Source organism: Scytonema sp. HK-05, from assembly GCF_963872035.1.
Lineage (GTDB): Bacteria > Cyanobacteriota > Cyanobacteriia > Cyanobacteriales > Nostocaceae > Kalymmatonema.
This window is the reverse complement of sequence record NZ_CAWMYC010000144.1, coordinates 1-17,609: the sequence shown is the minus strand read 5'-3', so window position 1 is coordinate 17,609 and position 17,609 is coordinate 1. Positions and strand designations below refer to the sequence as shown.

Genomic DNA, 17,609 nt, shown 5'->3' with positions numbered 1-17,609 from the left:
GCAAGTACGCATGCTATTGCAACAATGGAGAGCGACTCAGAACGTTTTTGTTTGATTACCAACGCCTGAATCTCTCAATAGTACCTGTTGTTTCTTGGTTAAACACATGGCGATGCCTTTCTCGTAGTAAGCTGCTTCGTTAATGAAAACTGGATAGACTGTTGATTCTCCTTCATAAGCAATCTCCTTACCATCAAAGGTTAGGAAAATTGGATCACCTGGATTGAGAGGCTCATAGTCCCTAAACTGAAGCTGTTGGTGAATCATCGCCTGAATCTCTCCCTTCTCATTTCTGGGGTAATCGAGAGTTCCCACATATTCATACAAGGTGAGTGTGCTGTTAGTCTGTGGAACTGAACCTTTGTTGTATCCTTCTATGTAGTCCAAGATGACAGAAACCAGTTTCTCCGTTTTCGCAAACAAGTCTGCATTCAAGACACCCTGAGCCACAGGACCCACTTCAATGACAAAACCTAATTCGCATAGGGATCTCAGAAGGGCGCTTTCTTGGTCGGGTGGTGTCGAACAAATCTTTATCAAGGGATTCATCGAGCTTAGATACGCAGCTAATCGCAGACTGAAGGGATGCTGGTTCTCCAGCATGATACTCAACCCCATGTTTGCAGTTGTGGTATGCAAATCCAAAATCACATCCACTTGGGATTTGCCTTTCGGTCCGAGTATTTGGTCGATCGCTTTTGCCCTCATCTGTTCATAGCCACAGAGTGTTGGATCGAGCAGATCTTGACTTTTGAAGCAACGATTCAAGTCCTTGTCAATGTAGCGCCTCTTTTCCTCAAAGGCTTTGGGATTGGCTAATAACGTCAAAGTTTCAAAGCTAGAGCGCTGAATCTGATGGGGAAACTGGTCAAATTTTTTAATCAGGTATGTTCCTGTGAACTCATTTCCGTGGGTTCCGCCAACGATCGCAACCCGATTGATTTGGTTCATATGATAACTCCTTACAAGGTAACACGGAAATTGATGGTAGGCACTAAACACCTCCAGATTGCCAGTTACCTGCTGCTGATTGACCTTCTTCTCACGGACACTTTCTACAATGGAGGGAACCCCCGCACACAAGTCTCCTCCTCTAGGTCCTCCATTTCTCACAAATCAAATAGGACTGCTATAGATTAAATTTAAAAGATTTAGTTTGAACCTCTATTTTTTTTGAGCTTTCGGCGTTTCGAGAACATGATCAATTAATGCTTTCGCCCAGTCGATTCCTTTCTCTTTGGTTTTGTGCCAGTCACTACCAAGGCAGGGATAGCCATACCGTACTGCTTTATTAGTGCCATACACAATGAAAAACCATTCATTATGTTTTTTATGGTAGTTATAAAAAATTTTGTATTTTCGATGGGTAACAAAAGTGTCACCGTAGGGTGAAACGTTCTCACTAAGTTCTCTCATAATTCCTCCTGAGTTGCTGTTTTCAAGCGCACCTGTAAACCGCTTTAGCCAAGCGGCGCATACTCCGCATTTGACACAAAAAAGGCATAACGCCTCTAGACAGATGTATACAAATAATATGGTGTTATTCTCATTCCAAAAGAACCTTGCAATAATTTTAAGAAAAAACTTTTTACTTTATTCTTAGACTCAAGATTTGATGTTAGTGTTGTATTTCAGACTTTACCGTTGTTAACAGGCGCATCGTTTTCACCTTAGGGATGAATTAAGCTTAAGCTTGCAGTACAAAAGGAATGAATTAAAGTTAAGTTTGTAAGTAATCATGTATACAAATCAAATTTTTATGAGGTTCCCTCCCTACATCCGCTCAGATGTGCTGATAAACTAGGCTTGACTCGCTACAAATTTCGCCAGACTTTCAGCAAACATAGCCTTACATCCCCACGCCCGTTGACGGATGGGGAATTACGGCGAAAAGTTAAACTTGAGCTAGTTAACCGCACACCATACAGAAGTAGCATCACACCACCGAAAAGCAGCAGCAAAACGCTAGTGCGATCGTGAGTGTTGACCATAAGCTACTTAAACTACGGTAAATCGGGCTGCTTACTAAAAATTAACTATAAGTTAAAATTAAATTAAAGTTAACAATAAATAGTTCCGTATGCTCAAATTCTCTGTCAACAAGAGGTAGTGTTACGTTTCGTGTTACCAGAGGCAAAAGTTGTACGAAGTATGCATTTCATGGCACGAACCCTGCCTCATATATGACCTTTCAAATGTCTAAGAAGTTATTTTTACCAAAAATTTTGGTAAAATATGCTTTGATGACAATTATACGTAATTTTGAAAATTTTTTGTAAAAAAACATACTTTAATTAAGGTTAGATTAAATATCTTTAACAAAAAATTCTTTATTAGGGGTGAGTTATGAGCCAGCCAGATCAGGGAGACAAAGACAGCTTTTTGTACCCTCATAGTCGCTATTACGGTCAAGTTAAGCCACAAAACCTGTTGTTTAACGCCAATCTGCAAGAATTTGCTCAAAAAGTTGGCTATATCACCAATTTAGAAACTTCTGGAAAAATCTCTCCTGAACAAGCCTATGAGCAAATTAAGGCGCTCTGGAAACAGTTAAAACGTAGCAAAAAGGAACTAGGGATTGGCGATGAGCCGCCAAACGAACCAGAGCCACCACCGGATGCAACTTAAGCTTAATCAGAGTCCAATAGGAGTACTTCAAACTCTTTTGGAGTTAGCGATACCACTATACTTTCAGAATCATTTTTAGAATCTACTCGAATCAACCAGCGATCGCTAGACTGACCACTAGAGAGTAGTTCTCGACCACAAATAACTCCAACTTTTCCAGCTACGTATGCTGGACGAAGAATTAAAACTTTGTCTCCTACTTTGGGGTCAATAGCGCTCCTCAACCGAAACTTTCAAGAATGAAACTACGTAAGTGAAATCCGAGGTAATTTATAACCTGCTCTTAATCTTAGCCAAAAACGCGTCTATTTTCTCATGGACGGATTTAGAATGGACTCAAAAGCTTTGTCCTTGTCCTTTGAACAGGACTTTCGCTAACAAGAAGTGGAAATTTCTTTCCTAGCTTTGTCAATGCAGGTGCATGATATTGATATCATACCCAACGAACCAAGACCAATGCAGATTACTCAGTGTCTCCACACAGCCATTCTTGTCACTGACCTAGAACGCGCCGAACATTTCTATGGAAAGGTGCTAGGATTGCCGAAAATACAACGCTCCCTGAAATACCCTGGCGCTTGGTATCAAGTTGGAAACTATCAAATTCACCTGATAGCCGCCGTTCGAGTTCCTACCGAAGACCAAAACGAAAAATGGGGACGCAACCCCCACATCGCCTTGTGCGTTGCTGACTTAGACGCAGCCAAACAACAACTCCTAGATCATAATTGCCTTATTCAACCCAGCGCCTCCGGACGCCCAGCCCTCTTCACCAAAGACCCAGATGGCAATGTTATAGAACTGATTGACACTCCTCAGCCTGAAGGCATGAGGATTCTTCTCTCACGGGATCTTATCTAGACTAGCATTGCTACTAGCCCCCGACAGAACTCCTCCAGAAGCAATTTGCAACCCCACTGGCTGTCCGACAGCGAGGACACCACGATTTCTAATTACTTGTGCTGCGGCGACATCCCTATAGGTGGTGTAGTTACACACATTGCAGCGATGGATTCTTTCACTCAAGTCTTTTTTGCCTGTATGCGTACCGCAGTTAGGACAAATTTGACTTGTGTAGTCTTTATTGACTTTAAGAAAAAAGACATCGCGCTTCCAACAGATATAAGACAAAATATTGAAAAATTGTCCGTAGGCAGCATCAAGTGTGTGCTTTCCAAATAGCCCTTTTGCCCAAGCTTTAAAGTTGATGTCTTCAACAAATATTGCTCCGGCATTATCGCATAAACGATGGGCTAATTTGAAATGCCAATCTTTTCGGGTATCATTAATTCTTTGATGAACTCTAGCTATTTTCCTCTGGAGTTTTAGCCAATTACTAGAACCTTTTTTCTTGTGCTTTAGTCTTCGTTGCAGTAATTTCAACTTGCGGTGAAGTGCGTTAAAAAATCGCGGTCTAGAAACTAATTCCCCATCTGAAGTAGCCAAGTATTTGTCTAGTCCGATATCTACTCCTAGCGGGTGTCCTGAGAATGGCACATCAGGTACTTGTACACCTAGTTGATAAGTGAGCATAACAAAATAGCCACTTGCTCTCTTGACTACCCTAATCTGCTTGAAGATAAAGCCAAGAGGCAGTGGACGAGACATTTTCATCTTTACCCAACCAATCTTTGGTAGCTTGACTCTTCCTGATTCAACAGCACTCTGTTTAACATCTGGATAGACAAAAGAGCGCATTTTCTTTTTGAATCTAGGAAAGCCATGTCCACGTTCCCACATTGATACGAAAGCAGCTTCTAATTGTCTTAAAGTCTGCTGCAAAACGTGAATATGTGGCTCTGTGAGTTCCTCGATATTTTTCTTCGCTGCCGTTAAAGATTTACATTGACTGTAATAGGTTGGTCGCGATGCATCCGCTGGAAGTATATATTCGGAAACTAGACTACAAGCATTAACAGCAGACTTGCGAGAATTGACCCAATCCTTACGTTCTCGCAAAGCAAAGTTGTAGACCTTCTTGCACACGGATAACCATGCCTCGAAAGTCTTAACTTGTTGCGCTGTTGGTTTAAGTTTGTACTCGTAGTTTACTGTTATACTCATGGAGTTACTATAACATAATGAACAAACGCTGCTGCATTTATTCATAATTTTTAGAACAAAGAAAAAGCCGCCCTCCACTATCGTTAAAGGGCGGGGCTTGTATCCCATTATTTCCGGTCAGCAATGAGAAGCCCAGATGAGGCAGATGAGGTAGAAAGATAAATTTTTTCCTAACTCTGCTTTCTTTATTGCCTCTTGCGGTTCAAATTCCAAAACAAGTGCGTTACACTCCTCTCAAATCTTACCTTTGCGTTCTTCGCGTCTTGGCGGTTCGTTAATGAAAATCTTCGCCTACACCTACAGCGATCCCCTACTAGAACCCACTCCTGATCCCACAACTTGGGAATGGGAGTTAGACGGTATTTACCAAGACTTAGGCAAACGCTCTCAACTACAAAAATTATTCAACGACTGTAAAACCGAACCACCAAATTGTCTCCTCATCCGCCGCTTAGAAGAATTGGGGGATACTCTAGAGGAAGTGAGTTCGCGCCTTGCAGAACTGGAAGTCATGGGAATAACACTCATTGCTGTTGAGCAAGACTACAATTCTTCCCAAGATAGTCCCAACCTCCGCGCCGAATTGCTGAAATTACTGTACGAAATTCAGCATCAACAACGTAGCCGCCGCATCCGCCAAGGACATGCCCGTAACCGTTTGGATGCTGCACCACCACCTGGTAAAGCGCCCTACGGCTACCGTCGAGGCAAAGGAAAATATATCATCGATCGCACGACTTCCCCAGTCGTCAAAGATTTTTTTGAACACTTCTTACTCTATGGTTCTCTGCGAGGATCTGTCCGTCACCTAGTGAAAAAATACGGCAAGAAAATTTCTGTCACCACCGGACGTCGTTGGTTGACAAATCCCGTCTATCGCGGTGATACAGCTTATCAAAACGGAGAAATCATTTCCAATACTCATGCTCCTATTATTACCAGGGAAGAAGCTGCCCAAGTTGATAGACTGTTGCGCCGCAACAGGCGTTTACCACCTCGGACAGCTAGCGCACCGCGTTCTCTGGCTGGGTTGGTTGTCTGTAACGAGTGCCAATCTCACATGAGCGTGACTCGTGTGACTATGCGCAAGCAAGAGAAAGAGTATCTTTATTTACGTCCTATTAGCTGCCCCAAACACCCCAAGTGTCGCGCCCTTCCCTATCAAGAAGTTTTAGAACAGACAATCCAAACGGTTTGCCGTGACTTACCCCTTGCTGTGGCGCTTATGAATTTCCCTCAGTTGGATGCAGTCAAAAATAGCTTAAATGAAGCTATTTCCCGCCAGCAAGAGGTACTCAATCAGTTACCCTCTTTGTTGGAAACTGGAGTGTTGGATGTGGAAACAGCAAAGTTAAGAGCATACAAAATCCGCACAGAAATGTCTGCACTCCAAGCAAAACTAGCAACTTTACCACCAGTTAATTTGCGTTCTGTTGCCCAAGCTGTTTCCATTCCGCAATTTTGGTTAGACTTGTCTGAAGCAGAGCGACGATTTTACTTTCGAGAATTTATTAGGCAAATTGAGATTATTCGTCAGGATAAAGAGTGGGAATTGCGAGTTATTTTTATTTTTTAAAATTTTAAAACGAACTTGAACGACAGGCTTTAACTCAATATGTAGCCAGGGTTAGCTGCTGACTTGAAGAAACCACCTTTTTTAGTGGTGATATCAAATCTGGTACTTACTATAGCGCTTCTCATTTAAATGAAGTAATTATTTATCTGTTTTATCTGTTTCATCTGTGTCCATCTGTGTCTATCTGTGGTTCATTATTTCTTTGGTGTATTTTACAACGGGTTGTAAATCGCTATAATCCATACCTCACGGAGGTTGCGCTACCCCTCCTTTGTAAGGACAGGGGTAGGGGTAAAGTTTCGCGGATACGATAAGTAAACAAATAGATTTCATATGACTTATCTAATTTTTTGATTTTTGATATTAAGGCTTGTATAAAATACAAAATACTGTAGACTAATTAAGTGTAAATGCTGATGAAAAACATGGTTCATGAGTTATACTTAATTTTTCTCTGCACCCTTTGTTTCTAGGTTTTTCTTTTTGTGTAAAAATCTGCTTTTTAAGATTGGTGCAAGATGTCAGTTATCAGGAGATCGCAATGGTAAATAATGAAATAAATATCGCGGCTACTTTAGTTTCCCAAAATTTTTGGGCAAAATATTTTTTCATCACTTATCAATACTTAAAGAAACGGCTAGAAAATCCGGAATGGTTTTTGATGGTTATAATGAGTCGATTTAAGGCTGTGCCGCTTTTGAAAAGCTTCTTTGTTCAACCCCAGAGAATTGAAATAAATCAGGCAACACGTTCTTTATTTGATATTGAAGTAGATGATGTCGTTGAATCTTTGAAAAAAGATAGTTTTTCCCTTGGGCTGAATTTGCCGCAAAGCATTCTACAAGAAATACTACAATTTGCAAGCACTACAAATTGTTATGGTGATGGCGAACACCACCTTGGCTTTTATTACACTGAAAAAGAAAAAGCAGAATCTAAGTGTGGGAGAACTTTTAAACGTGGTGACTATTTCAATAGTAATTTGCTTTGTCCAGCTATCAAAAAACTTGGAAGTGACCCAAAGTTATTGGAGATTGCCGCTAAATATTTAGGCGGTACTCCCGTGCATACCGGAAGTCGTCTTTGGTGGTTGTTTTCGCTGAAAGAACAAGAGCAGCACCTTCTTTTAGAGAAAATGAGGTTTCTTTCATTACAAGGAAGTACCAGAGAAGGAGCTTATTTTTTTCATTACGACCTTGATGACTATCAATTTTTAAAATTTTTCTTTTACCTGACAGATGTAGATGTATATAGTGGTGCTCACGTTTGTGTTCGTGGCAGCCACAAAAAGAAGAAGCTTGCTCATCTGCTGTCATTTTTTAGACGAAGTTCCGATGAAGAGATTGCTGACTATTATGGTGCTGAAAATGTACTACCTATCTGTGGAGAAGCTGGTTTTGGATTCGCAGAAGATACTTTTTGTTTTCATAAGGCAATGATACCAACTCGTAAAGACCGTTTGATGTTACAAATACAATTTGCCCTAAAGGATTATGGAAACCATAACGATTTGGTAGAACCATCGGCACTAAAAAGATGTTTCTAACTGTCTCAAAAATCCCATTTTATGCTATTGAAGAATTCCCTACTCAATTTGCACTACGAAGCACCGCATAACAATAGTGCATTACAGATTAACAGACCCTACTTTTCTCTAAGAGAATTTTGTCGCATTTAAAACTATTAACGACTTGGCTAGATTCTTGTTCTCATTGTTTAAAATAACTCGAATTTTTATTGATGAATGTACGAGAAATTTCATCTGGAGTGGACGACTGTTGCAATTGACTGATTTTTTTATTTCCGCTAATCGTTGTGTTTTAAAATTTTCTAGTCTTGATTAAGTTATTTTTAAGAATAAAATTAAGCTTAAATAAATATTAACCAAAGTACTATAGCAGTCCTATCTGATTTACCAAAAAAAGAACTCAGAACACAGTTGTCAGAACTCAAAATAAAAAACGCGCATGCGCCCTTCAGTATAAGTTCTCTACAACTGGGTGGAGAGTATTGGTATAAGGAAATATGTATAGAATTCCTATTTTATTTTTGAAAGACACGTAGGGTGGGCAATGCCTACCTATCTGGGTTATATCTCGGTTTTGGTGAGCATTGCCCACCCGAAAGATACTTAGATTTTTTCAAAAATAAAACCAAATTGCTATATTTCTTCATGGATATATATTTCTTCATAGATAAAAAAAGAATTCTTTCCTTGCCAAATAGAACATATTTTATTTGTGGGGACCCAACTGTGTTCTGCGTTCTACATTCTGTGTTCTTCTTAAAGCAGGAATTCAGTCGTCATTCGTCATTCGTCAGAAGTAAAAAGGGCTTTGGTCTGGCTTTGAGACAAGAGCATTGTACTTCATTTACTTGGAATGTGCTGTATGAGAATTATTAACTGTTAAGACGCTTAGACAAAGCAGCGGTGAGGCAGGCTAGAACACCAAGAAAAGAGACAACAGAGAATTTCACATAGCCTACGGCTGCCCAAGGGCTTATCATTTAGGATTGCTATACATGTAAGATATTAGCTAGATTCATGAAAATCTTATCCTGTGGTAACTTAATTGAAGATTTTAATAAGTAATAGTTTTAGCAGTTTGAGCAAAAAAAGAGGAAAAATATGTGAAAAAAAATTATTCCTTTACGAGAAAATGTAAGTTAATTTAAAATGAAGGGATTGTTTAAAAGATTCCTTGTTACAAGTGGCAACATTCGAGACTCCAGAGCGTCTGGAGTTTAATCGAACCAGCTAGCAGAACAAATATCCACCGAATATGCAAGAAGGAAGCTTTATTTGGGGTCGTCTAGAAAAACAGTATCGCACGGTTGATAAATGGATTGATTGGGTATGGGTGATAGTGCTGCTTTTGGCAGCAGTTTTACTCTTTACCATCAATCTTGGAGAATTGCCGCTGCGAGATTGGGATGAAGGTACTGTGGCACAAGTTGCACGAGAAATATGGCGTGCCCCAGCTGGTTCAATGCATTGGCTGTATCCGACGCTAGGGGGTGAACCATATTACAATAAGCCACCGCTCATACACTTGCTGATTGCTTGGGCTTACTCTTTGGGGGGAGTGCATGAGTGGACAACACGCTTACCCGGAGCAATGCTCACAGCTATCTGTGTGCCTTTACTGTATTACATTGGACGAGAAATATTTCGCCAACGTTGGGCAGCAATTTACAGCTCGTTGATTTACCTGACAATGCTACCCGTGGTGCGTCACGGGCGGTTAGCAATGTTGGATGGAGCAGCGGTGTGTTTTTTCATGGTTATGATATTGTGTTTGTTGCGATCGCGCCGCAATTTACGTTACTGCCTTGGTGTTGGCATCGGTTTTGGATTGATTTGCCTGACTAAGGGGATATTGGGCTTATTGTTGGGTGCGATCGCCCTTGTTTTTCTGTTTTGGGACACACCGCGACTCCTCACCAGTCGATATATGTGGACAGGAATGCTGCTTGGCATTACACCTGTTACTTTTTGGTATGGTGCTCAGTGGATTCACTATGGCTTTACCTTTACCAAAATCGGCATGATGGATCAATCGGTTAGCCGTGTTTGGAATTCAGTTGAGGGTCATTCTGGACCAGTGTGGTATTATCTGCTGGAGATTCTCAAATACACATGGCCCTGGTTGATTTTTTTGCCGTCAGGAATGCGCCTGTGTTGGGAAAATCGCAACCTGAGTTGGGCAAAACTTGTGCTGGTGTGGTGTTTGGTTTATCTGGTTGCTATTTCCTTAATGGGAACCAAACTTCCTTGGTATGTATTCCCAATTTACCCAGGCATAGCCTTAGCTTGTGGTGCCAAGGTTGCAGAAATCGAAAAAATGCCCTTACTGTCATCTTATCCTCGCTCTTTGGTAGTATCTTTTGCATTCCTGTCTATAGTGGCAACTGCTGGAAGCATTTACTACAGTTTAGTCAGTACAGCAAAATCTGACTTACAACTGATTTTTGCAGCAGTAGCGACGACAATGGGTTTAGCCGCTGTTTTGGCACAGCGAGGTGACGGGCAATTCCTCAAAGTTCTATTTTGGGGTAGTTATGTTTCGCTACTGTTGTTGATGAAATCTCATTACTGGGTTTGGGAACTCAACGAAGCTTATCCAGTCAAACCAGTTGCAGAGATGATCCACCGGGCAAACCCAACAGTAACCAAGATTTACACGTCTTTTCACTACCATCGTCCGTCGTTGGATTTTTATAGCGATCGCACCATTGTTCCCGCTTCTTTGACTGAACTACAGCATTCTTGGCTATCTGACGGACAACCGTACTTCCTGCTTGATGAACCTGCACTCAAAAACCTTAACCTGGAGTCGGTGAAGTTACTTGACCATGCTTTGGATTGGTCACTAGTTACAAAAAAAACTAAGTAATTCTACACATAGAAGGAATCAGTTAGTAGTTAGTGGTTAGGTAAACAACCAACAACTAATCACTAACAATTCCCAATTTCCAATTCTTAACGTTGCTTCTCTATTTTTGGCAAGCTTGGATAATCGTCGTAATCTGTAGCTTGTTGGGTTATACCAATCATACTTAAGACAATAGCACCTCCTACAACCAGAGCGACTACAGGGCGCTTGAGGATGACGAAATCCCGTAGAATCCTAGCTAAAGGTCGGCTTTGACGACGGAGTGCCGACGATATTATTATCTGTTTGTAGGTTACCGGATCGCGGACGTAATGACCGCTTTGACAAACGACTAACCTTTCCTGACAATACGGACAGGTAAACAACCCAATGCACGCCTTTACTGGCTTTGGTGTAGCATTTCTTTGGCAAATTGGGCAAGTCACATAATGATTATCAAAGGTGTGTGTATTCATCTACCTCGTCCGCCTAGTCCACTTACTTGCTCTATCTCAATAGCTACAGAGAATTTCCAAAGAGGGCACCCATGTAGATTACCGGTGTAGTCTGAAATCAGCCATGAATCACCGATATCGAAGGGCGGAAGCCCTTAAATTATTATTTATAGGGATGAAGCCGACGGGAAAGGTAGCCCGTAAGACTTATCCGTAAACTCCCGTTGCCGGGAAACCCCTTTCGGGTAAAGTTAGCAAGCGCCAAAGTTCAAGAGCGGTACTTTCCTACATACACTGCTTTATTCTCCGTAAGGCTGTTTAATATGTGAGGTTTCAGAGCTACAAACTGGCAAGCATTCGTAGGTGAGACTTTAACACTCCTCTTGAACGTAGTCCAGTTAAGGACTTAGGCTGGTCAGGTAGAGCGAAACGCAGACCCTATGCTTTTAGGCATGGGGTTGCTTCTCAACTAGAGAACCCTGACGCATACAGTGTTCATGTTTAGACAGGCAACAGCCTGTGCTACAAGCATGGCTCAATGGTTGCAACACGAGTATAGCTAGATTTTTGTGAGAATAACCAAGAAAGGATAAAGGATGAATGACTCCATACTTCAGTATATAGTTCATACCACCTACCGGGAATTCACCCTCAAGGCGTATATGTACTTTTGCCTTGGGTTCATACTTGATCATCACCTCCGGCAACCTGACGAACGGGCGTCTACACTCTTTAACCTTCAATGGGCTCCTCGCTACTCTAGATGACTGCTCAATAAAGACCATTAACCATCAATTCTTTCCCATTTAAGCATTGTCCCTACAAAAATTGTGAGCAATGGGAATATTTTTACCAAAGCTTTGTAAAGCTAGCATATGCAATGCACTTGTCTGGTTGCTAAATGATCACTCACAATGAAATGTAAGACATAAAAATTTAAATTTTTTATTAGATTTAATCCTCCAGTCAATGACGCTTGTGCCTGCAACTGAACTGAGGAAGGTGTTGGAACAACCTGCTTTTAGCACTCCTTCCGCCCGATTGACCCATCTGCTTAACCGTTTTCAACCATCCCCAGAAACCGTTGTGCTGCTTTTAGCCGTCCTTATAGGCGGTGGCAGTGGAATGGGTGTGGTTACTTTTCACTACTTGATCGAGCTGATTCACCACCTGATGCTGGAAAATTTTATGGGTGCGATTGGTGGTTGGGGCGCTTGGACTCTAGCCTGTGTGCCCATCCTTGGTGGATTAATCGTCGGGCTGATGCGCTGGCGCACCCAAGACTTTGGTCCAGAACTTTCATCTCTAATCGCTGCTTCTCAAGGAGGAGAGATCAAGCGACCATTACGACCAGTTACCAAGATGCTGGCAGCATCAGTGTCTTTGGGGAGTGGTGCTTCTTTAGGACCAGAGGGACCAAGTGTAGAAATTGGCGCAAATTTTGGTACACTGCTGTCTGTTGTTTTACAAGTCTCTCAAGAACGACGGCGGTTACTTTTAGCTGCTGGTGCTGCTGCTGGTTTGGCTGCTGGATTTAATGCCCCCATCGCCGGAGTTTTCTTTGCCTTAGAGGTGGTGTTAGGTGCTACATCCTTTGCCACTTCTGCGGTGAGTGTGGTGCTGCTTGCAGCGGTCGTCGCGGCATTAATTGCTCAAATTGGTTTGGGCGCACAGCCTGCCTTTGCCTTACCCGTTTACCAAGTCCGCAGTCTTCTGGAATTACCGCTTTATGTGGGCTTGGGTTTGGGAGCAAGTTTAGTGTCTCTGGCTTATACTCAATTGATTCGTTTAGCGAAAGCCTGTTTTAAAGGGCAAATACCTTATTTACAATGGTTAGGTCAAATACCAGAGCCTATTCATCCAATTATTGGCGGAACTATCGTTGGGATTGTTGCTTTATTCTTCCCCCAAATTTTGGGCATCGGGTATGGAACTGTGGAAGCGATGCTTCAAGATGTAAAGTTTTCTTTACACTTGTTGCTTGTGCTGCTCTTCGTGAAGCTATTTATGACTGCTATCAGTGCTGGTAGTGGTTTTGTTGGTGGTGTATTTGCACCAGCCATGTTTTTAGGTGCTTCTTTTGGATCAGCATATGCAAAAATTTTGGCGGGCATAGCACCTGCGTTCACAGAGTTTATGGCAGCACCTCCAGCTTACGCAATGGTAGGAATGGCAGCAGTTTTAGCTGCAAGTGTTAGAGCTCCATTAACAGCAATTTTGTTGCTATTTGAATTAACACGGGACTACCGGATTGTTTTACCGTTGATGACAGCGGTAGGTTTGAGTGTTTGGCTCATAGAACGAATCAAGCCAACTTCTAACTCTAATTCAAACCTACAACAAATCGGTCTTTCTGAGTTGAAAGACGAGCAAGCTGAAATTTTGCAGCAAATCTTGGTAGAAGATGCCATGTACTCTGCTCCGAAAAAGCTGCCAGCAACCATGAAGGTGATAGAAGCAGCTTTGGAAATGACAGCAAATCTTTGCCGCAGTGCTTTAGTTATTGATGAAGCAGGACGATTAATCGGTATCGTTTCTTTAGAAGATATCAACCGCGCCCTTTCTCTTAAAGAAAAATACCCAAATTCGTCAAGTGAAATCCAAGCTAATATACCCAATCAAACACTGATGGACGTTTGTACCAGTGATATTCTTTATGCATTCCAAGATGAACCTCTAGCTGAGGCTTTAGATCGGATGGCACTTAGAGGTTTGCATCAGTTACCAGTCGTCGCGCGAGACAACCAAGAACATATTTTAGGTTTACTAGAAAGGGAGCAAATTGCCTTAACCTGCAACATAGCTGTGACGCGCAGGGCAATTCGCCACTATTTACCAATGGACTTCTTGCCAAAGTCATCTATCCACAAGGAAAGTAGTCAGAACTCAGAACTCAAAATTCAGAATTGAGAATTTCTCCTGTGTTCTGGGTTCTGTGTTCTGTGTTCTTCCCTCACAAGCAATAAGATTGAGTGCAAAAGTGAGTGCACTCTTGTTTAATGGCTTGCAAAACAGGTGTAAGCATTTTGCAATAGCCAGCAGTCAAAAGTCATTAGTCAATAACCAAAGCAGTCTCATGACTAATAACTAATGACTAATGACTAATGACTAATGACTTTCTACACAGCAGCTTCCGCTAGCTCAGCATCTTCTCTTTCGTCTGAGTCTATTTGTCTCAAACGAATGTGCTTTTTGCCTAAAGTAATGATAAACTCATCTCCTGGTTTGAGGTTCATTTGTTTGGTATACGCTGAACCTATCAGTAAGTTACCATTTGACTGCACGCTAATTCTATAGCTTGCACTGCGTCCACCCCGCCCATTTGCACTAGGAGCGCTGTCTAACTGAATGCCCTCAGCATCAATGAGAGCATTTAAAAATTTCATCATGTTGACGCGCTCTATACCGTTTTTGGTTACGGTGTAGTAGCCACACTGTTTGGCTTTTTCTTCTTTGCTTAGGTTTTCTAGCTCTTTGACTTTTTTGAGCAGATCTTCACCGACTAGGGGTTCAATTTTTTTCAGTTTAGCCATCAACTTAATTCAAAAACGAATGGTCGAATACAATGAATCGATTTTATTTTAGCTGAGGTTATGCAAGTGCGAACGCCATCATTTATTTTTTATAGGCGTGTTATTGGCAAGTATATTACACCCAGAGAGCAGAATTTTGACTCGGATTAGCAATATTGCCAATAGAATATATTTTAAAGAAGACAGGCAATGGTGATAACTATAGTTTGTAACGAACATGAATGACCAAAAAAAGGATGAATGATAAAGGATGATGCATGAAGTAAGAGAAAACAAGTCCTCAATGGAACCGTGGAGAAAATCAAACAGCGCAGTCAGATGAATTTGAATCCCTCAAATTCATCTGACTGGGTACTTCATACTTGGCACTTCTGGCTTGGTGGTGACTGGTACACTTTATTTGTTTAAGTTTCATAAAGCATACCTAAAAACGTTACCTACTTGCTGAATTTGATCATTGGCATACAAAATGATAAGCAAAACTGATCCTTAATCATTTGTCATTTGTGAGCCAGCGCAGCCAAGGAGTGTTTCCAACTGCCACGGCGACTGGTGTAAGCGCAAAGCGCAGGCTCCGCCAAAGCGCAGTGTCTCCGGAGGAGATAGCCAAAGGGTCATTTGTCATTACAAAAGACAAAGCGGGAGCAAAATGAAACTAACAACTAGAGGACACTACAGTGTGAAAGCGTTGCTCGATTTGAGTTTACAGCCAGAGTACGGTCCTGCGTCCACCAAGGCAATAGCCTCTCGTCAAGATATTCCAGCTCCTTACCTAGAAAAACTGCTAATAGAAATGCGTCGTGCTGGGTTAGTCAAATCAATTCGCGGTAGCATCGGCGGATATCAGCTGGCACGAAAACCTGCAGAAATCTCTCTAGGAGAAATATTAGAAGCAGTTGGAGAAAGTATTGAACCTTTACCCCATCACCAAGCTTCCCCAACACAAGCAGAAGATTGGGTAACATTTAGCCTTTGGCAGAGGCTGCACCAAAAGCTTAAAGAAGCTTTATACAGTATTACCTTGGCAGATCTTTATTACGATGCTCGTAGTTGGCAAGCTTCTCTTGGGGAAGAAGCAAGTTTTATTGTTTAGTCATTAGTCATTAGTCATTATTAGCTTAAGACACATGACCTCTGCTGTTGTCTTGATCATTGCTGCCACTTTAGATTACTTAATTGGCGATCCGTGGGGTTGGCTTCATCCAGTGCAAGTTATGGGGTGGGTCATTTCTCGCTTTAGCAAATTTGCTCTCACATATTGTCATAATTCCCTAACACAGCGCTTAGCTGGAATTGCGTTAGGCATTATCCTAATAATTGGTAGCGGCTTTATCGGCTACCTACTCATTCAAAGTGCCAGATTGGTGCATCCGTTTTTGGGAGTAACATTAGAAATTATTCTCTTAGCTAGTTGTTTTGCTCTTAGAAGTTTGAGACTAGCCGCCCAAACAGTTTTACAACCATTAACAGCAGGACATCTTTTAGATGCCCGTTCTACTTTAAGTAACTACGTTGGGCGAGATACAGAAAATTTATCAGAACCAGAAATTTTACGAGCCGTTCTAGAAACAGTAACAGAAAATGCCACCGATGGAGTTATGGCTCCTCTTTTTTATGCAATTCTTGGTGCGTTTATTCCTGTTATCGGTCCAACTCCCCTAGCTTTAGCATACAAAGCTAGCAGTACTTTGGATTCAATGGTAGGCTACCGTGAAAAGCCCTATACATATTTAGGATGGTTTAGTGCGCGGTTGGAAGATTGTTTGACTTGGATTCCTTGTCGGTTAACCGTGATCACTCTGGCACTGTTGTCGGGCAAACCTTGGCACGTTTGGCGAATTTGCCGTCGAGATGCTGTTACTGACCCAAGTCCTAACTCTGGCTGGAGTGAGTGCGCTTATGCTGCTATTTTGGGTGTGCAGGTGGGAGGTACAAATTGGTATCGTGGGGTAGCAAAACAGAAACCACTGCTGGGAAACGCGACACATCCTATCACCCCAACTTGCATTGATCAAGCTTTGCAACTAACTCGATATTGCTTTTTTCTCTGGTTAGGGATTGCTATACCTCTATTACTACTTGCCTGAAACAAGTCATCATGGAAGTAGGGAATTGGGAAGATGAAAAAGATAAGGAAAATGAGGAGGATAAAGGAGTCATTTCTGTGCCTACTCTGCCTACTCTCCTTATTCCCGATTTAACTATGGTTTACATTATTCAGGGTATCGGTCTATGACTGTGTCTGTCAAAACCAAAGTGGTTGAGATTCTCTCACCAGAAGAACTCCGTCGTACTGTGAATCGTCTTGCCTCTCAAATCGTAGAAAAAACGCGTGATTTGTCCCAACTGGTACTAATAGGTGTTTATACCCGAGGTGTGCCTCTAGCCCAGTTACTGGCGCGTCAGATAGAAACGCTTGAAGGTATACCTATAGCAATGGGAGCCTTGGATATCACATTTTATCGTGATGACCTCGACCAAATTGGGTTGCGGACTCCTGCAAAAACCGACATCCCTTTTGATTTGACAGGGAAAACTGTTGTGCTTGTCGATGATGTCATTTACAAAGGACGCACAGTTCGTGCTGCTTTGAATGCTGTGAACGAGTATGGCAGACCAGAAGTGATTCGTTTAGCCGTGCTGGTAGATAGAGGTCATCGTGAGTTGCCAATTCATCCAGATTTTGTTGGGAAACAGTTGCCCACCGCCAAAGAAGAAATTGTCAAAGTTCATTTACATAATTGGGATGGACGAGATGCTGTTGAGTTGATTGAGGATTAGTGCAAACTAGGCATAAGGGATATCAGGAGGATAAGGGTAGACGAAGCGAGTATTGACCACAGGTGAGTTTTTTATCTTCCTCATCTCCCTCATCTCCCTCATCTTCCTCATCTCCCGCATTTTTTTCACCGCATTACCGGGCTAGTGCAGGCTGGCAAAAATAACTGACCAGTGATAGATGTTGGCTTGAATACTG

Annotated in this window: 17 protein-coding genes; 9 read left to right on the top strand and 8 right to left on the bottom strand. The window is 41.9% G+C overall.

All coding sequences use genetic code 11. The features are described 5' to 3' along the window. Positions 1-36: 36 nt before the first annotated feature. From AACT52_RS32760 to AACT52_RS32750, 3 genes are all read right to left on the bottom strand, one after another. On the bottom strand, positions 37-951 hold the full coding sequence (locus AACT52_RS32760) for an aspartoacylase (RefSeq protein WP_073634788.1): 915 nt from the start codon (positions 949-951) through the stop codon (positions 37-39). A gap of 213 nt (positions 952-1,164) precedes the next feature. Beyond that, entirely contained in the window at positions 1,165-1,416 is a 252-nt protein-coding gene (locus AACT52_RS32755) for a hypothetical protein (protein WP_073634787.1), read from the bottom strand. Between the two features lie 398 nt (positions 1,417-1,814). After that, positions 1,815-1,991, bottom strand: coding sequence for a hypothetical protein (locus AACT52_RS32750; RefSeq protein WP_158054869.1), 177 nt, complete (start codon positions 1,989-1,991; stop codon positions 1,815-1,817). Positions 1,992-2,346: 355 nt separating this feature from the next. On the opposite strand from AACT52_RS32750, the gene AACT52_RS32745 reads away from it, so the two are divergent. Continuing rightward, positions 2,347-2,628 (top strand): DUF7219 family protein, encoded by a 282-nt coding sequence (locus tag AACT52_RS32745; RefSeq protein WP_073634786.1) that lies wholly within the window; start codon positions 2,347-2,349, stop codon positions 2,626-2,628. 2 nt (positions 2,629-2,630) lie between these two features. Here AACT52_RS32745 and AACT52_RS32740 read toward each other — a convergent pair whose 3' ends face one another. Beyond that, positions 2,631-2,852, bottom strand: a complete 222-nt coding sequence (locus AACT52_RS32740) for a hypothetical protein (RefSeq protein ID WP_073634785.1) — start codon at positions 2,850-2,852, stop codon at positions 2,631-2,633. Between the two features lie 232 nt (positions 2,853-3,084). Here AACT52_RS32740 and AACT52_RS32735 point away from each other — a divergent pair, with 232 nt between their 5' ends. Beyond that, positions 3,085-3,489, top strand: a complete 405-nt coding sequence (locus tag AACT52_RS32735; protein ID WP_073634811.1) for a VOC family protein — start codon at positions 3,085-3,087, stop codon at positions 3,487-3,489. Here AACT52_RS32735 and AACT52_RS32730 read toward each other — a convergent pair. Continuing rightward, on the bottom strand, positions 3,472-4,692 hold the full coding sequence (locus AACT52_RS32730; RefSeq protein WP_073634784.1) for an RNA-guided endonuclease InsQ/TnpB family protein: 1,221 nt from the start codon (positions 4,690-4,692) through the stop codon (positions 3,472-3,474). The two genes, AACT52_RS32735 and AACT52_RS32730, sit on opposite strands and share 18 nt — an antisense overlap. Before the next feature lie 277 nt (positions 4,693-4,969). Between AACT52_RS32730 and AACT52_RS32725 the strand changes: the two genes are divergently transcribed. The 3 genes from AACT52_RS32725 (at position 4,970) to AACT52_RS32715 (ending at position 10,665) form a co-directional block, all read left to right on the top strand. Next, positions 4,970-6,268 carry a recombinase family protein gene (locus AACT52_RS32725; protein ID WP_073634783.1) on the top strand — a complete coding sequence of 433 codons (1,299 nt, stop codon included), beginning with the start codon at positions 4,970-4,972 and terminating at the stop codon, positions 6,266-6,268. Between the two features lie 541 nt (positions 6,269-6,809). Next, a complete protein-coding gene (locus AACT52_RS32720; RefSeq protein WP_083630689.1) occupies positions 6,810-7,814 on the top strand; it encodes a hypothetical protein in 1,005 nt (334 codons plus the stop codon). A gap of 1,237 nt (positions 7,815-9,051) precedes the next feature. Further along, positions 9,052-10,665 carry an ArnT family glycosyltransferase gene (locus AACT52_RS32715; RefSeq protein WP_073634782.1) on the top strand — a complete coding sequence of 538 codons (1,614 nt, stop codon included), beginning with the start codon at positions 9,052-9,054 and terminating at the stop codon, positions 10,663-10,665. A gap of 86 nt (positions 10,666-10,751) precedes the next feature. Here AACT52_RS32715 and AACT52_RS32710 read toward each other — a convergent pair whose 3' ends face one another. Continuing rightward, positions 10,752-11,120 carry a hypothetical protein gene (locus AACT52_RS32710; protein WP_073634781.1) on the bottom strand — a complete coding sequence of 123 codons (369 nt, stop codon included), beginning with the start codon at positions 11,118-11,120 and terminating at the stop codon, positions 10,752-10,754. A 948-nt stretch (positions 11,121-12,068) separates the two neighbouring features. On the opposite strand from AACT52_RS32710, the gene AACT52_RS32705 reads away from it, so the two are divergent. Continuing rightward, positions 12,069-14,009 (top strand): chloride channel protein, encoded by a 1,941-nt coding sequence (locus tag AACT52_RS32705; protein ID WP_073634779.1) that lies wholly within the window; start codon positions 12,069-12,071, stop codon positions 14,007-14,009. Positions 14,010-14,218: 209 nt separating this feature from the next. On the opposite strand, the gene AACT52_RS32700 is transcribed toward AACT52_RS32705, so the two are convergent. After that, a complete protein-coding gene (locus AACT52_RS32700; RefSeq protein WP_041038740.1) occupies positions 14,219-14,632 on the bottom strand; it encodes an AbrB family transcriptional regulator in 414 nt (137 codons plus the stop codon). Positions 14,633-15,121: 489 nt separating this feature from the next. After that, the gene (locus tag AACT52_RS32695) at positions 15,122-15,250 is read right to left on the bottom strand and encodes a hypothetical protein (protein ID WP_272937128.1); all 129 of its coding nucleotides are present in this window, start codon (positions 15,248-15,250) and stop codon (positions 15,122-15,124) included. A 31-nt stretch (positions 15,251-15,281) separates the two neighbouring features. Here AACT52_RS32695 and AACT52_RS32690 point away from each other — a divergent pair, with 31 nt between their 5' ends. The 3 genes from AACT52_RS32690 (at position 15,282) to pyrR (ending at position 17,413) form a co-directional block, all read left to right on the top strand. Continuing rightward, positions 15,282-15,725 (top strand): Rrf2 family transcriptional regulator, encoded by a 444-nt coding sequence (locus AACT52_RS32690; protein ID WP_073634778.1) that lies wholly within the window; start codon positions 15,282-15,284, stop codon positions 15,723-15,725. Between the two features lie 34 nt (positions 15,726-15,759). Then, entirely contained in the window at positions 15,760-16,719 is a 960-nt protein-coding gene (gene cbiB / locus AACT52_RS32685; protein ID WP_073634777.1) for an adenosylcobinamide-phosphate synthase CbiB, read from the top strand. Positions 16,720-16,864: 145 nt separating this feature from the next. Then, complete coding sequence (gene pyrR / locus AACT52_RS32680) at positions 16,865-17,413, top strand: bifunctional pyr operon transcriptional regulator/uracil phosphoribosyltransferase PyrR (RefSeq protein WP_073634776.1); 549 nt, start codon at positions 16,865-16,867, stop codon at positions 17,411-17,413. Positions 17,414-17,609: the final 196 nt, after the last annotated feature.

Excerpts from the sequence above, each read along its gene's own strand:
- AACT52_RS32760 (WP_073634788.1), bottom strand. The coding sequence starts at position 951 with ATGAACCAAATCAATCGGGTTGCGATCGTTGGCGGAACCCACGGAAAT.
- AACT52_RS32755 (WP_073634787.1), bottom strand. The coding sequence starts at position 1,416 with ATGAGAGAACTTAGTGAGAACGTTTCACCCTACGGTGACACTTTTGTT.
- AACT52_RS32750 (WP_158054869.1), bottom strand. The coding sequence starts at position 1,991 with ATGGTCAACACTCACGATCGCACTAGCGTTTTGCTGCTGCTTTTCGGT.
- AACT52_RS32745 (WP_073634786.1), top strand. The coding sequence starts at position 2,347 with ATGAGCCAGCCAGATCAGGGAGACAAAGACAGCTTTTTGTACCCTCAT.
- AACT52_RS32735 (WP_073634811.1), top strand. The coding sequence starts at position 3,085 with ATGCAGATTACTCAGTGTCTCCACACAGCCATTCTTGTCACTGACCTA.
- AACT52_RS32730 (WP_073634784.1), bottom strand. The coding sequence starts at position 4,692 with ATGAGTATAACAGTAAACTACGAGTACAAACTTAAACCAACAGCGCAA.
- AACT52_RS32725 (WP_073634783.1), top strand. The coding sequence starts at position 4,970 with ATGAAAATCTTCGCCTACACCTACAGCGATCCCCTACTAGAACCCACT.
- AACT52_RS32720 (WP_083630689.1), top strand. The coding sequence starts at position 6,810 with ATGGTAAATAATGAAATAAATATCGCGGCTACTTTAGTTTCCCAAAAT.
- AACT52_RS32715 (WP_073634782.1), top strand. The coding sequence starts at position 9,052 with ATGCAAGAAGGAAGCTTTATTTGGGGTCGTCTAGAAAAACAGTATCGC.
- AACT52_RS32710 (WP_073634781.1), bottom strand. The coding sequence starts at position 11,120 with ATGAATACACACACCTTTGATAATCATTATGTGACTTGCCCAATTTGC.
- AACT52_RS32705 (WP_073634779.1), top strand. The coding sequence starts at position 12,069 with ATGACGCTTGTGCCTGCAACTGAACTGAGGAAGGTGTTGGAACAACCT.
- AACT52_RS32700 (WP_041038740.1), bottom strand. The coding sequence starts at position 14,632 with ATGGCTAAACTGAAAAAAATTGAACCCCTAGTCGGTGAAGATCTGCTC.
- AACT52_RS32695 (WP_272937128.1), bottom strand. The coding sequence starts at position 15,250 with ATGACCCTTTGGCTATCTCCTCCGGAGACACTGCGCTTTGGCGGAGCC.
- AACT52_RS32690 (WP_073634778.1), top strand. The coding sequence starts at position 15,282 with ATGAAACTAACAACTAGAGGACACTACAGTGTGAAAGCGTTGCTCGAT.
- cbiB (WP_073634777.1), top strand. The coding sequence starts at position 15,760 with ATGACCTCTGCTGTTGTCTTGATCATTGCTGCCACTTTAGATTACTTA.
- pyrR (WP_073634776.1), top strand. The coding sequence starts at position 16,865 with ATGACTGTGTCTGTCAAAACCAAAGTGGTTGAGATTCTCTCACCAGAA.